Consider the following 14,692-nt stretch of genomic DNA (forward strand, 5'->3'; position numbering starts at 1 on the left):
CTGTCACCTCGTTTCTTCTTTTCTCTCCTTTGCACGAAGTTGTCCACATGCTGCATCAATATCATGACCTTGTTCTCTACGTATGGTCACATTAACCCCACGATTTTTCAATGCTTTTTCAAATTGAAAAATCTGCTCTCTAGGAGTTCTTACATAGTCTCTCTCAGGTACGTAATTAACCGGGATTAAGTTAATATGACACTTCAATCCTTTAACGAGATCAGCAAGCTCCTCTGCATGCTCAACTTGATCATTGACTCCTCCGAATAAACCATATTCAAAACTTACACGTCTACCTGTTTTGTTCACATAATAATGAATAGCTTCCATTAGATCAGGCAATTTATAAGCACGGTTGATCGGCATTAGTCTTCCTCTTATATCATTATTAGGCGCATGCAAGCTGACCGCAAAATTGATTTGCATATTTTCATCAGCAAATTTATAAATTTTCGGGATGATTCCGCTGGTAGAAACAGTGATGTGTCTAGCACCAATATTTAAGCCATCATCATGATTAATAATTTTTAAGAAAGACATCATTTGATCATAATTATCAAACGGTTCCCCAATACCCATAATAACAACAGAGCTAACTCTTTCATCTGTTTCATCCAATGCTTGTTGTACCTTTACGACTTGAGCAACGATTTCTCCTGCTTCTAAATGACGCTTTAATCCCCCTAAAGTAGATGCACAAAATGTACAACCAATACGACAACCTACTTGTGTCGTTACACAAACTGAATTCCCGTATTCATGGCGCATTAAAACCGTCTCAATTGAATAGCCATCGTGTAACTCAAATAAAAACTTAATCGTGCCATCAGTAGATTGTTGCTGAATAATCGTCTTTAATGTTGTTAAAGTAAATGTAGCTGCGAGTTTTTCTCGCAAACCTTTTGATAGATTTGTCATATCATCGAAGCTTGTTACTCTTTTTGTATATAACCAATCAAAAATTTGACTTGCACGGAATGCTTTTTCATTATTTTCCTTTAACCAGTCCTTTAATTCGTCCAGTTGTAATGAATAAATGGATGGTTGATGATTCGTTTCTGTTTTTTTCTTTGTTGCATTTCTTTCCATGTGATTACACCTTCTTTCTCAGACAAGCGATATAAAATCCGTCTGAACCTATATATTGCGGTAATACTTGTATTTCATAATCATTCACAAACGTTTGTAATGCTTGTGGTAGCCTTTCCTTAAGTGTTGAGTCTCCAACAAATTCTTTATGGTCACTTAAAAAACGTGAAATAACTTGATGGTTTTCAGATTCATCAACAGTGCATGTACTATACACTAGCATACCACCTTTTTTTAATAATGGGGTGACAGCATTTAATAAATCCAATTGAATGGCCTGCAGGCGTACTAAATCATCTGCTTTTTTTGTATATTTCATGTCAGGTTTTCTGCGCATCACACCTAAACCTGAGCATGGTGCGTCTAACAAAATACGATCAAACGACTCTTGCGGGAAATGATCTTGGACTTGTCTACTATCGAGTGCAAGAGTGACAATATTCTTTAATCCTAATCTGTCTGCTGTTTGTGAAATAAGCTTCACTTTATGTTCATGGAGATCTATCGCTATAACCTCTCCACTCCCCGACATCGCTTCAGCAAGATGAGTCGTTTTCCCACCTGGAGCAGCACAGGCATCAAGGATTTTTTCATCCTTTTGGGGATTCAACGCGCAGCAAGCTAGCATTGAACTTTCATCTTGTATTGTAATCAGTCCACTTTTGAATGCTGTCGACTTGGCTAGATTTCCCCGAAGGGCATGAATGGCTTCAGAGATCCATTCACTCCGTTTTACGGCATATCCTTCTTCTTCCAATAATGTCATCACTTCTTCTGTCGTAGCCTTCGTACGATTTACACGTGCTGTTTGTGTCGGGGCTTGTAAATTAAGCTTACACATTTCTTCCGTTGTTTCTAGCCCAAATTGTTCCACCCATCTGGCAACGAGCCACTCTGGGTGACTTGTTGCTATTGAAATGCGTTGAATAGGATCTTTTATCTCATCAACTTGTCTCATTCCATTTCGCTGTATATTCCGTAATATCCCATTCACAAATGAAGCAATGCCTTTATGGCCTTTATTTTTTGCTATTTCTACTGCTTCATTTAATGCCGCATGATCAGGAATTTTATTTAAGTGAACCATTTGGTAAACAGTAATCCTTAATAACTGCTTTACCCATGACTCCACTTTATTTGGTTTTTTTATATAAGGCTGTAAATAATAATCTAATGTCATTTTACGTTGTAACGTCCCATAAACCAGTTCTGTCAGCAAACCAATATCTTTTTGTTCTAAACGGTTTTGATTAATAGCATGGTTTAACAGGAGGTTACTATACGATTGGTTCTTTTCAATCGCCTCTAACAGATCCATCGCAACTTCTCTTACATTTTTCTTTCTTTGCTTTTTCATTGATTGTCCCCTAACTTCATCCCAACTTGAAGATGGGCACCTGCACCGCGCAGGTAATCTTTCGCTTTCATGCGTTTTTTACCTGATGGCTGAATCTCCGTTATCTGCAATGTCTGACCATCGCCGGTAGAAACATTGATGCCATCCTCTTCTAATCCGACAATGGTTCCAGGCACTTGATTTGATTTTGATTCAATGATAGTCGAAGCCCAAACTTTCATAACCCCATCAGACAAAGTCGTATATGCAACTGGCCAAGGATTCATACCTCTAATATGGTTATAAATTTCTACTGCTGGTTTACTCCACTGGATTTTTTCTTCTTCACGCTTAATATTGTATGCAAATGTTGCTAAATCTTCATCTTGTTGTATCGGAAGCAATTCACCTTTTAGTAACGGTGGTAATGTTTCTAACAATAGTTTGCTGCCAGCTTCACTTAATTTTTCATGAAGGGTACCAACAGTGTCGTCCTTAGCGATTTCGACTTCTACTTGAGTTAAGATATCGCCTGCGTCTAACTTCTCAGCCATATACATAATCGTAATACCAGTCTTTTCTTTCCCTTGGATGATGCTGTAATGAATCGGTGCTCCACCTCTTAATTCTGGCAACAATGAAGCATGTACGTTAATGCAACCATATTTAGGTGCATCTAACAATTGCTTAGGGAGAATTTGCCCGAATGCAGCCGTGATAATAAGCTCAGGCTCAAGATTTAAAACAGCTTGCAAGTCCTCTTTATTTTTAACCTTCTCAGGCTGTAGCACTGGAATACCATGTTTCTGTGCTTCCACCTTTACTGGTGGTGGAGTTAGCACCTTTTTCCTTCCCACTGGTCGGTCAGGTTGTGTAACAACTGCAATGACATCATAACCTTCTTGAATCACACTTCGTAATACCGGAACTGAAAAATCCGGTGTTCCCATAAATACAATTTTCGTCATTCTTCATCCAACCTCTCTAACTCTTCTTCCTCTATATATCTGCTAACCTTCGAGGTAAATAGGATTCCATCCAAATGATCAATCTCATGTAAAATTGCTCTAGCAAGAAAACCTTCTGCTGCGAACTCATATGGCTTTCCCTTGCGATTGAATGCCCTTATTTTCACATATGATGGCCGTGTAACTTCACCATAAATGCCAGGAAAGCTCAAACAGCCTTCTGGATCTGTTTGTTCACCTGATGTTTCGATTACTTCTGGATTTATCATCTCAATCGTGCCATGTTCATCTTCTATATCTACAATCGCTATTCTCTTATCGAGACCTATTTGAGGAGCAGCTAGTCCGACCCCATCAAATTCAATCATTGTATCATACATATCATTTAATAGCCTGACTAACTTTTTATCAAAAACCGTTACCGGTGTACATTTTTTTTCTAAAACTGTATTAGGGTACATCACTATTTGTTTAACACTCAAAATATAAATCCTCCATAACATCTTCTCATTCAACAGCCAGCCATTTCTATGAAAAGTGACTTAAATTATTACCATTCTCGACGATTTTCTCTATCTATAACCTTTTTTAGTTGTTTTTCTTTACATCAGAATAAATGGATTAACATCTACAGATATTTTCAATGAAGTTGAAGTCACTTCTTGCTGATATTGATCTAATATCTGTTTTAATGATTGATTTAACTCTGGCTCCCGTTTGTATTTTATCAAACATTGGTAGCGATATCTATTGTTGATTCGTGGAATAGGAGATGCAACAGGACCAAGGCAGACGGCGCTTTTAGTTAAGCGACTAGTCAGAAATGTGGTAATTTTTTCTGTGACATCTAACGCTTTCATCAATTGTTCATGACTAACCGTAATAAGCGTAATAAAATAAAAGGGTGAGTACTTCAAGCCTTTTCTAATCATCATCTCGCGCTCGTAAAACTGATCGTAATTTTGTTCAGCGGCTAACTGAATACTATAATGTTCAGGACTGTATGTTTGAATGACCACTTCTCCTGGTAATTGATGTCGGCCTGCTCTACCACTAACTTGCGTCAATAGCTGAAACGTTTTTTCTGATGAGCGAAAATCTGGCAAATGAAGCATTGTATCAGCCGATAATACACCGACAAGCGTGATATTTGGAAAATCGAGTCCTTTGGCAATCATTTGTGTACCAAGCAAAATATCCGCATGGCCTTTTTGGAACTCATTAAGCAGTCGCTCATGGGAACCTTTTTTACTCGTTGTATCGACATCCATCCGAATAACTCTCGCTTCTGGTAACACTTTATGAAGTTCTTCCTCTACCTTTTGTGTCCCTGTGCCAAAATAACGAATATGATCACTCTGGCATTCTGGACAAACAGTGGGGACATGATCCTCAAATCCACAATAATGACATTTCATTTGCTGCTGGTGGCGATGATAAGTTAATGAGATATCACAGTTCGGACAATTAACAACATAGCCACAATCACGACACATAACAAAAGAAGAGTATCCACGTTTATTGAGGAAGAGGACCGTTTGCTGTTTTCTTTCGATACGTACTTGGAGCTTTTCTAATAAGGAAGAAGAAAACATCGAGCGATTTCCACTTCTTAGCTCTTCACGCATATCTACAATATCCACATGTGGTAAATCTTGATTATTCATCCTCTTCGGCAAACTTAACAAAGTGTACACACCTTTTTTAGCGCGAGCAAATGATTCGAGTGATGGTGTAGCACTACCTAAAATAATGGGGAAACTCCCTTGCTTCCCTCGTTTTATTGCTACATCTTTTGAATGATATTTCGGGTTTTCCTCTTGTTTATAACTGGTTTCATGTTCCTCATCTATAATGATGAGACCAAGGTTTTCAAACGGAGCAAATACAGCTGACCTTGCCCCAACGACAACTTTCACTTCCCCCCGCTGTACCTTTCGCCATTCATCATATTTCTCACCAGCTGACAATCCACTATGCATTACTGCTACTTGATTCCCAAATCTTCCTTTAAAACGATGAACCATTTGTGGGGTAAGTGCAATCTCTGGCACTAAACAGATCGCTTCTTGTCCTCTCTCTAGTACTTTCTGTATCGACTGTAAGTAAACTTCTGTTTTCCCACTCCCTGTGACGCCATACAATAAAAACACTTCATGCATGGATTTGGCAATGCGATCATGGATAGGATCGATGGCTTCTTGTTGTTCATTTGTTAACTGCAATGGTTCTGTTCGTTTAAAATAACGATTTGCATAAGGGTCACGATAAATTTCACGTTCGCTCTCCTCTAATACTTCTTTTTTCACGAGTTCTTTTACGACGGCATTCGATATTTGTAGGGTTGCCGTTAAGTCGGTAAGGAAAATCCAATCATTATGTTCGATAAAGTAATTGATCACGTCATGTTGTTTTTGTGCCCGTTGTGTAAGAGTCGATTGATAAGTCTTTAAATCCTCTATTGAAAGAGCACTTCTAATGGCGAGACGTTTTTTCTTTTTTATTTTATCTTTCACTTCATAAATAATTTGTATATGACCTTTTGTTACTTCTTGCTGTAACAATGATAAATAGCCCGTTTCTTTCGCTTCTTCCCACATGATGCTTTCTTGATTAGCAAATAAGCTTTGTAAGGTTTGAGGCAACAACGGTTTATTTTCCTTTGGAACCAGTAGTTTTTTTTGATATTTTGCTTTAAGTGCTGCTGGTAACATCGCTTGATAAGCAGAGATTCGATAACTTAGAGTTTCTTCTGATAGCCAATTTCCTAATGAAATGAGCGACTCAGATAATACAGGTGTTAAATCTAATGGCTCGATGATTTCTTTTAATTTATTTAGCGTGGAATGAGGTTTGATTCCAATAACAAAACCTTGAATTTTCCTTGGCCCAAATGGGACGACGACTCGCATCCCAATTTGAATGACCGTCTCAAGTGATTGCGGTATCACATAATCAAAAGGTCGATCTGTTTGCTTAGCCGGTACGTCAACAATGACCTCAGCAATCATTTCCTCTCATCCTCATGTAAATGAAGGGCCTCTTTTAAAATGTTTTCTGCCACGTCATGTTTAGACATTAATGGGAGCGCTGTTTTAGTTCCATCTCGTTTATAGAGAGTAACAATATTCGTATCTGTTCCGAATCCAGCACCAGCACTTGTTACATCATTGGCTACAATCATGTCAGCATTTTTCTTTTCCAGCTTTCCTTTCGCGTATACATCCACATTATTTGTTTCTGCTGCGAAGCCCACCAACACTTGATTTTTCTTTCTCTTACCAAGTGCCATTAAAATATCTTTCGTTCTCTCTAATTCTAGCTGTTGATCACCATCATTCTTTTTCACTTTCTGCTCAAAAGTATATTTTGGACGATAATCCGCTACAGCAGCTGTTTTTATCACAATATGAGCATCAGCAAAACGAACAATCATCTCTTCATACATTTCTTCCGCACTTTCAACGTTTACAACTTTTACCCCACGAGGTGAAGAAATATGAACAGGACCTGATACTAATGTCACATCTGCACCAAGCTTCGCTGCCACTTCTGCAATCGCATAGCCCATTTTACCACTCGAATGATTGGTTAAATAACGAACGGGGTCAATTTTTTCTCTTGTCGGACCAGCTGAGATTAATAATTTTTTCCCTTTTAACAACGGTTCTTTTTGATTGAAAAAATGATTCATATGCTCAACAATCTTTTCCGGTTCTTCTAATCTACCTTTTCCAACATAGCCACATGCTAGATAGCCTTCACTCGGTTCAATAAATTGATAACCAAACTGATGGAGCGTATCTATATTTTTTATCACGGCAGGATGATTGTACATATTGACATTCATCGCAGGCGCAATCCATACAGGCGATGTGTGTGCTAACAATGTTGTAGAAATCATATCATCTGCAAGGCCGTTCGCAAGCTTTCCAATAATATTCGCAGTTGCTGGTGCAATTAAAATCAAATCTGCCCAGTCTGCTAAATCTATATGAGCAATCTTACTGGCGTCCTTTTCATCGAAGGTATCATAATATACTTCATTACGGGACATCACTTGAAAAGTTAACGGTGACACAAATTGTCTAGCTGAATCGCTCATCATCACTTTCACACAAGCTCCAGCTTGCGTTAACTTACTTGTTAAAGCTACAGCTTTATAAACAGCAATTCCACCCGTTACACATAGCAAGATTTTTTTACCATCTAACATCTTACAAACCCCCAATATTCAAAAGGTTACTTTTCTTTTATTATGAATAATTTCGCTCAATTTTTCATCTATCTCTTCTTGTTTTTAACAAATTTTACGGCTATGAACAAAAATAACAACCTCCATACAGGTTGTTATTTTTTCAAATATGTGGATTTTATCTTTTTTCCCCTTCATGCGTTGTATCACCTAAGCGATAAAAAAGTTCATTTGCATTAATCTCTTCTAATGCTTTACCAACATTTTTATGTGATACATATTTTTCTAAACGATATTGCTCTTCATTATTTTGTAATTTCCGTGCTCTTTTAGCAGCTACAGATACAAGAGAGTATTTTGAATCGATTTTTGTCATCAATGAATCAATTGATGGATTTAACATATTATTCAGCCTCCAACATTTTCAAATATCTAGGTTCAACCCGAGTGCGACGGCAATGTTCTGCTACTACAATCGAATTAATTCTTTCACAAGCGTTTTCCACTTGATCATTTTCTACAACATAATCATATAATTTCATCATTTCAATTTCTTCTTTAGCTGCACTTAAACGGTGATTAATACTATCTTCTGTTTCCGTGCCTCTCGTGACGATTCGATTTTTTAATTCAGATAAACTAGGAGGAACCAGGAAGATAAACAAGCCATCAGGAAACTTTTCTCGCACTTGCTTTGCCCCTTGTACTTCTATTTCTAAAAATACATCCTTACCCTCGTTTAACGTTTGTTTGACATAATCAACAGGGGTTCCATAATAGTTGCCAACAAACTCAGCATACTCCAATAATTTATCTTGCTCTATTAATGTTTCAAATTCTTCACGTGATTTAAAGAAATAATCTACTCCATCAACTTCACCTTGTCTCGGTTTTCTTGTAGTCATAGAAATAGAGTATTCAAAAGCCGTATCAGGCTGCGAGAAGATCTCTTTTCTCACTGTACCTTTCCCTACACCAGATGGACCTGAGAGTACAATTAATAAACCTTTTTCCTTCATTAGAAAATCCTACCCTTCATCGATAACATCATCGCGGTCATTCAGTCGTGCAGCTACTGTTTCCGGCTGAACAGCAGATAAAATGACATGGTCACTATCCATGACAATTACTGCTCTTGTTCTACGGCCATATGTTGCATCTATCAGTACACCACGGTCTCTTGCATCCTGAATAATTCTTTTAATTGGTGCCGATTCCGGACTCACTATTGATATGATTCTATTGGCAGAAACAATGTTTCCGAAACCAATATTAATTAATTTTATTGACATATGCGTCCCCCCGTCATCAGTTAACTATTTTGACCTTTCTCACACGTTTCTAAACCGCTTTATTCAATATTTTGTACTTGTTCTTTCATCTTTTCTAATAGACCCTTCATTTCAACCACTTCCCCAGCAATGGTAGAATCATTTGCTTTTGAACCGATTGTATTGACCTCACGATTCATCTCTTGAATCATAAAATCAAGTTTTCTACCAATTGCATCATCCAAGGAGAGAGTCAATTGAAATTGATTTCGATGTGAAGCAAGTCGTGTCAACTCTTCATTGATATCTGCCTTATCGGCAAATATTGCCACCTCTGTTATGATTCTTGATTCATCAATATGACCATCAGCATATTCCTCCATCCGCTTACGCAAACGGTCCTCGTATTGCTTTACGACGTTAGGAGCTAAGTCATATAAGCGGTTAAGACATTCAGTTAATAAACCAAGCTGTTTAAAAAGATCCTTCTCTAGCTCCTTACCTTCAGCTAAACGCATCATTTGCAACTCTTTACCAGCTTCATTTGTCGCTTCAATGATTAACTCATCTAACCATTCGTCGTCTTCATCCACTTCCACAATAGCAAACACATCGTCATTAAGTAAATCTTTTAACCCAGGTTCACTACTTAACATATATTTTTCTTTCACTTCTGTCATTGAACGATAAAATTCGTCTAACAAATCCCAATCCACACGTATCTTTTTTTGTTTCGATCCCGTTTGTTCTATGGTTGCATAGACTTCTATTCTACCACGCTTAATGTATTGATTAAGCGTTTTTTTTATTTTATCTTCCAGCTTGAGAAATTGCTTTGGAATGCGCAGAAAATATTCTGTAAAACGATGATTAACCGTTTTTACTTCAATCGTGATAGAGAAGGTGTCAGTTTGCCTTTTACCCTGTCCATACCCTGTCATACTCACTACCATCGTTTAACCACACTTCCTTTCGCCGTTTGCGGGAAGTACCTACAATTTTCTTCTACAAATTTGGCACTAACCATACCTGTTTCTTACATTCATACATTATGTAGTTTGCATTAAAAACCAAAAGGTAATAGAGTGTCACTCTACTACCTAAAGGATTATACCATATTTCACTTCGTTTTTCTTGCCAAATATGTGAAGCCAAGTAAAAATGTTGGGACAGCAGATAAGCCAACAATCATTAACCAATCACGACCAGCGATTGGTACTGTGTGGAAAATTTGTTGCAATGGCGGCCAATATAAAACGACAAGCATAAGTAAAACCGAAGAAATGACCGCCCAGACAAGATACATATTTCCAAATGGATTTCGAGCAAAAACGGATTTTTCACTACGACAATCAAACACATGAATTAATTGGGCAAGGACTAATGTCGCAAAGGCGACAGTTTGCGCATAGGCGAGCTCATTTGGATCGCCTTTATATGTGAGCATAAATGCAAGTAAGGTCACTCCACCAATTAAAAACCCTCTTGAAATAACCTTCCAGCCAAGTCCTCTAGAAAAAATACCTTCTTTAGGATTACGCGGCTCTCGCTTCATGACATTCCCTTCTGGTCGGTCTAACCCTAAAGCCATCGCTGGCAGGCCATCTGTTACTAAATTCACCCAAAGAATTTGTATAGGTACGAGTGGCAGAGGTAACGCTAGTATCATTGCAAACAGCATTACGAGTATCTCGCCAACATTAGATGCAAGTAAATACCTCACAAATTTTCTAATATTATCGTAAATATTTCGACCTTCTTTTATTGCTGATTTAATAGTAGCGAAGTTGTCATCAAGTAAAATAAGAGAAGATGCTTCTTTTGCTACATCCGTCCCGGTAATGCCCATAGCAATGCCAATATCGGCAGCCTTGATAGCTGGTGCATCATTGATTCCGTCCCCTGTCATGGCCACAATATGACCGCGATTTTGCAAAGCTTTAACAATTTTTAGTTTATGTTCTGGTGAAACACGCGCAAACACTGATACATCATCAACTACATCTTCTAACTCTTCTGTACTCATTGTAGCTAGTGCTTTACCTTCCATTACTTTTGTTGACTTATTAAGAATACCTAATTGTTTCGCAATGGCTTGAGCAGTCGTAACATGATCACCAGTAATCATCACTGTCTTAATTCCTGCTTCTTTACACTCCCTAACCGCTGCTCGTACCTCTGTCCTTGGTGGGTCAATCATTCCTTGTAAACCAATGAACGTCAATCGATTTTCTGCATCTTTTTCCGATGTTATTCTGCCCTCATTCGTCAATTCTTTATATCCAATCGCAATCGTTCTAAGTGCTTGGGAGGCTAAACCGTGAATGGCCTCATTAACTGATTTATGCATCTCTTGCGTCATTGCTTGTTTACGATTATCCCACAGGATACTCTCACAGTTTTGCGCCAACACATCCGGTGCCCCTTTACAGACTACAAATCTTCTGCCACTGGCATCCTTTAATACGATACTCATCATTTTTCGAGTTGAATCAAAAGGAAATTCTTCGAGAATTTCATACTGATTTAATAAAGAGGGTCGACTATACCCCGCTTTCATCCCAGCGACTAACAATGCACCTTCAGTTGGGTCACCATCAATGATAAATTCTTTATTCTTCTTATGAATCTCAGCATGATTACAAAGCATACCAAACATCAATAATTGTTGTAATGTTTTTTCTTTTTTCGGATCTACACGTTTTTCGCTGCGATAAAAATCACCTTTTGGTGTATAACCAATGCCATCTACTTGCCACGTGTTCCCACCACTCCATAAATGGGTGACAGTCATTTTATTCTGAGTCAAGGTTCCCGTTTTATCAGAACATATGACAGAAGCACATCCTAATGTTTCTACTGCTGGGAGCTTTCTGACAATCGCCTTTTGTTTAATCATGCGTTGGACTCCAAGCGATAAGGCCACGGTGACTATCGCCGGTAATCCCTCTGGTATAGCTGCTACAGCTAACGATACCCCTGTTAAAAACATCGTATATAATTCTTGTCCTTGAAGTACACCGATACCTACGACAAGAACCGTTAAGAATAGTGCGACAACAATGAGGATTTTTCCTAATTGTTCCAACCTTCTTTGCAACGGTGTTGTCATCGTTTCCGCACTTTGAATCATATCAGCGATTTGTCCCATCGCTGTTTTCATTCCTGTGCCAATGACAACCCCCACTCCGCTACCCTTGGTTACGATCGTACCCATAAAGCCCATATTTTCCATATCGCCGATTCCGGGGTTATCTTGCTTAATTGCTGCGACTGTTTTTTGCACTGGTAATGATTCACCTGTTAAGGCCGATTCTTCTATTTCTAAGTTATTGCACTCGATTAAGCGGATATCCGCCCCAATTCTATCACCGGAGGAGAACTTCAGTAAGTCACCAACAACCACTTCTTTTGAAGGAATCTTTTTCCATTCCCCATCACGTAATACCGTTACATGAGGCGTTGATAATTCTTTTAAAGCACTTAATGATTTCTCCGCTTTTCGTTCCTGGAAAAACCCTAATACTCCGTTGATAAGCACAATTGCAATGATGGCAATTGCATCAATATATTCACCCAGTAGACCAGATATTAATGTGGCTACTAATAGAATTAAAGTCATAAAGTCTTTGAATTGACTAAAAAATAAGAGTAAAGCAGATTGCTTTTCTCCCTCTACTAATTCATTATATCCAAATTGCTCTAACCTTTTTTGCGCATCTTCTTCAGACATGCCTTCATGCCTATTCGTATTTAACGTATCCTCAACCTCTCTCGCTTCCATCTCATGGTATTTCATCCGGACATCACACTTCCTCCTTTTCATTTTAAGAGAATTCGCACATGCTTGAATGCGAACCGTCCTACTTCCCCTACTGTCTCGATGGAGAGCTGTCCTATTTTTAAGGCTCTCATGAAAGCTTATTCAGTCTCGTCCTAAAAAATGCTATGCTATTATGAGAAAGAATGTTTTTTACATAAACAGAAAGCTTTTAAAAACCATTTGTTTATGGGAAAATAGCTTCCATAAAGTAAAGAGACGCACAGCGCTGAATCTCGTGCGTAGAAAAGGATGTTTTCAATGTCATTTGATGGATTATTTACAAAAGCGATGGTAGAGGAGTTACAATCCACTCTTAAAGGTGGTCGAATTAATAAAGTTCACCAACCTTATAAAAATGAAATGATATTAGTGATTAGAGCAAACGGAAAAAATCATAAATTACTTTTATCTGCTCATCCAAGTTATGCTCGGGTACAATTAACGAATGAAACCTATGACAACCCTAGCATTCCACCGATGTTTTGTATGCTATTAAGAAAACATTTAGAAGGATATATATTAGAAGATATTAAACAAATGGATTTAGACCGCATTATTATCCTTGAAATCAAAGGCCGTAATGAGATTGGAGACGTATCCTATAAAAAGCTGATTATTGAAATAATGGGACGACATAGCAATATTACGCTTATCGATCAAGAACGAAATATGATTCTCGATTGTATTAAACACGTATCCTTTGCCGTTAATAGGCATCGTGCCTTACTTCCAGGTCAAACTTATATGGCTCCACCTGCGCAAAATAAAGCCAACCCATTAGAAGCAGATGAGACGGATGTATTACGAAGATTGGACTTTAATAGCGGGAAGTTAGATAAACAGCTTGTAGAACATTACAGCGGATTTTCACCACTGTTTGCAAAAGAAATTGTTTATCAAGCAGGTCTAGCCAACCGCGCAACATTACCATCAGCTTTTATCATGGCAATGGATAAAGTAAGAAGCAACAAAGTTAAACCAACCATCACGACGAGTGATCAAAAAGAGACTTTCTATTTCCTTCAATTAGATCATATTAAAGGAGAACACCGTCATTTCGAGAGTTTAAGTCAAATGCTTGACCGCTATTATTTCGGCAAAGCTGAAAGAGACCGCGTCAAACAACAAGGCAATGACTTGGAAAAATTCATTAGCAATGAAAAAGAAAAAAATACAAAAAAAATAGAGAAATTAAAGCAAACGATGCAAGATGCAAAAAACGCCGAGCAATTTCAATTGTACGGTGAATTAATTACCGCTCATATGTATGCCATTCAAAGAGGGATGGATGAGATTGAAGTGAGCAATTATTATGATGAAAATGGCAGCAATGTCCTGATCCCTTTAGATACACAAAAAACACCATCGCAAAATGCACAGCTATACTTTAAAAAATATCAAAAAGCAAAACATGCCAAACAAGTTGTACAAGAACAAATAGATCAAGCCTATGAAGAAGTTAACTACTTCGATCATCTGTTACAACAAATACAAACCGCTTCACCGAAAGATATTGAAGAAATACGTGAGGAACTCGTTGAAGGTGGTTACTTACGGGAAAGACAAAGAAAACAGAAAAAGCCCGGAAATACAAAGCCAATTCTCGATTATTTTGTCGCTAGTGATGGTACAGAGATGATTGTTGGTAAAAACAACAAGCAAAATGATTATTTAACAAATAAATTAGCAGCAAAAGATGACATATGGCTACATACAAAAGATATTCCCGGTTCCCATGTGGTCATTAGAGATAAAGCGCCAAGTAATGAGGTTATACAAGAAGCTGCTTGTTTAGCTGCCTACTTTAGTAAAGCACGTAACTCAAGCAGTGTTCCCGTCGATTTTACAAAGGTACGCAATGTGAAAAAGCCAAGCGGTGCTAAGCCAGGATTTGTCATTTATGATCAACAACAAACAATCTTCGTCACCCCTGATGAAGAAAAAGTCATTTCACTAAGTAAAAAGAAATAAAAAAACCCCAATTGATGGATTCATTAAAGACCATCAATT

General features: G+C 37.9%; 12 protein-coding genes. 1 reads left to right on the top strand and 11 read right to left on the bottom strand.

Annotation, left to right across the window (positions count from 1 at the left end):
• Positions 1-3: 3 nt before the first annotated feature.
• From rlmN to H9655_RS07045, 11 genes are all read right to left on the bottom strand, one after another.
• Positions 4-1,089, bottom strand: coding sequence for a 23S rRNA (adenine(2503)-C(2))-methyltransferase RlmN (gene rlmN / locus H9655_RS06995; RefSeq protein WP_191812311.1), 1,086 nt, complete (start codon positions 1,087-1,089; stop codon positions 4-6).
• Between the two features lie 4 nt (positions 1,090-1,093).
• Entirely contained in the window at positions 1,094-2,446 is a 1,353-nt protein-coding gene (gene rsmB / locus H9655_RS07000; RefSeq protein WP_191812313.1) for a 16S rRNA (cytosine(967)-C(5))-methyltransferase RsmB, read from the bottom strand.
• Positions 2,443-3,393, bottom strand: coding sequence for a methionyl-tRNA formyltransferase (gene fmt / locus H9655_RS07005; RefSeq protein WP_191812315.1), 951 nt, complete (start codon positions 3,391-3,393; stop codon positions 2,443-2,445). The genes rsmB and fmt overlap by 4 nt, the downstream gene beginning before the upstream one ends.
• Entirely contained in the window at positions 3,390-3,875 is a 486-nt protein-coding gene (def, locus tag H9655_RS07010) for a peptide deformylase (RefSeq protein ID WP_191812317.1), read from the bottom strand. The genes fmt and def overlap by 4 nt, the downstream gene beginning before the upstream one ends.
• Before the next feature lie 120 nt (positions 3,876-3,995).
• Positions 3,996-6,404, bottom strand: a complete 2,409-nt coding sequence (gene priA, locus H9655_RS07015; protein ID WP_191812319.1) for a primosomal protein N' — start codon at positions 6,402-6,404, stop codon at positions 3,996-3,998.
• Positions 6,401-7,609: a bifunctional phosphopantothenoylcysteine decarboxylase/phosphopantothenate--cysteine ligase CoaBC gene (coaBC, locus tag H9655_RS07020; protein WP_191812321.1), complete on the bottom strand. Its 1,209-nt coding sequence runs from the start codon at positions 7,607-7,609 to the stop codon at positions 6,401-6,403. The genes priA and coaBC overlap by 4 nt, the downstream gene beginning before the upstream one ends.
• Positions 7,610-7,766: 157 nt before the next feature.
• The gene (gene rpoZ, locus H9655_RS07025) at positions 7,767-7,991 is read right to left on the bottom strand and encodes a DNA-directed RNA polymerase subunit omega (protein WP_095369579.1); all 225 of its coding nucleotides are present in this window, start codon (positions 7,989-7,991) and stop codon (positions 7,767-7,769) included.
• 1 nt (position 7,992) lies between these two features.
• A complete protein-coding gene (gmk, locus tag H9655_RS07030) occupies positions 7,993-8,607 on the bottom strand; it encodes a guanylate kinase (RefSeq protein ID WP_191812324.1) in 615 nt (204 codons plus the stop codon).
• Between the two features lie 9 nt (positions 8,608-8,616).
• Positions 8,617-8,880: an extracellular matrix/biofilm regulator RemA gene (remA, locus tag H9655_RS07035; RefSeq protein ID WP_095369581.1), complete on the bottom strand. Its 264-nt coding sequence runs from the start codon at positions 8,878-8,880 to the stop codon at positions 8,617-8,619.
• A gap of 59 nt (positions 8,881-8,939) precedes the next feature.
• The gene (locus H9655_RS07040) at positions 8,940-9,812 is read right to left on the bottom strand and encodes a YicC/YloC family endoribonuclease (RefSeq protein ID WP_191812326.1); all 873 of its coding nucleotides are present in this window, start codon (positions 9,810-9,812) and stop codon (positions 8,940-8,942) included.
• A 167-nt stretch (positions 9,813-9,979) separates the two neighbouring features.
• Complete coding sequence (locus H9655_RS07045) at positions 9,980-12,658, bottom strand: cation-translocating P-type ATPase (protein ID WP_404826077.1); 2,679 nt, start codon at positions 12,656-12,658, stop codon at positions 9,980-9,982.
• 282 nt (positions 12,659-12,940) lie between these two features.
• Here H9655_RS07045 and H9655_RS07050 point away from each other — a divergent pair, with 282 nt between their 5' ends.
• A complete protein-coding gene (locus H9655_RS07050) occupies positions 12,941-14,653 on the top strand; it encodes an Rqc2 family fibronectin-binding protein (RefSeq protein ID WP_191812330.1) in 1,713 nt (570 codons plus the stop codon).
• The last annotated feature ends 39 nt before the right edge of the window (positions 14,654-14,692 follow it).

The organism is Cytobacillus stercorigallinarum, assembly GCF_014836495.1.
GTDB classification, from domain to species: Bacteria; Bacillota; Bacilli; order Bacillales; family Cytobacillaceae; genus Cytobacillus; species Cytobacillus stercorigallinarum.

Coding starts and splice junctions, on each gene's coding strand:
- rpoZ (WP_095369579.1), bottom strand. CDS start 7,991: ATGTTAAATCCATCAATTGATTCATTGATGACAAAAATCGATTCAAAA.
- coaBC (WP_191812321.1), bottom strand. CDS start 7,609: ATGTTAGATGGTAAAAAAATCTTGCTATGTGTAACGGGTGGAATTGCT.
- rlmN (WP_191812311.1), bottom strand. CDS start 1,089: ATGGAAAGAAATGCAACAAAGAAAAAAACAGAAACGAATCATCAACCA.
- H9655_RS07045 (WP_404826077.1), bottom strand. CDS start 12,658: ATGAAATACCATGAGATGGAAGCGAGAGAGGTTGAGGATACGTTAAAT.
- remA (WP_095369581.1), bottom strand. CDS start 8,880: ATGTCAATAAAATTAATTAATATTGGTTTCGGAAACATTGTTTCTGCC.
- H9655_RS07040 (WP_191812326.1), bottom strand. CDS start 9,812: ATGGTAGTGAGTATGACAGGGTATGGACAGGGTAAAAGGCAAACTGAC.
- H9655_RS07050 (WP_191812330.1), top strand. CDS start 12,941: ATGTCATTTGATGGATTATTTACAAAAGCGATGGTAGAGGAGTTACAA.
- fmt (WP_191812315.1), bottom strand. CDS start 3,393: ATGACGAAAATTGTATTTATGGGAACACCGGATTTTTCAGTTCCGGTA.
- priA (WP_191812319.1), bottom strand. CDS start 6,404: ATGATTGCTGAGGTCATTGTTGACGTACCGGCTAAGCAAACAGATCGA.
- gmk (WP_191812324.1), bottom strand. CDS start 8,607: ATGAAGGAAAAAGGTTTATTAATTGTACTCTCAGGTCCATCTGGTGTA.
- rsmB (WP_191812313.1), bottom strand. CDS start 2,446: ATGAAAAAGCAAAGAAAGAAAAATGTAAGAGAAGTTGCGATGGATCTG.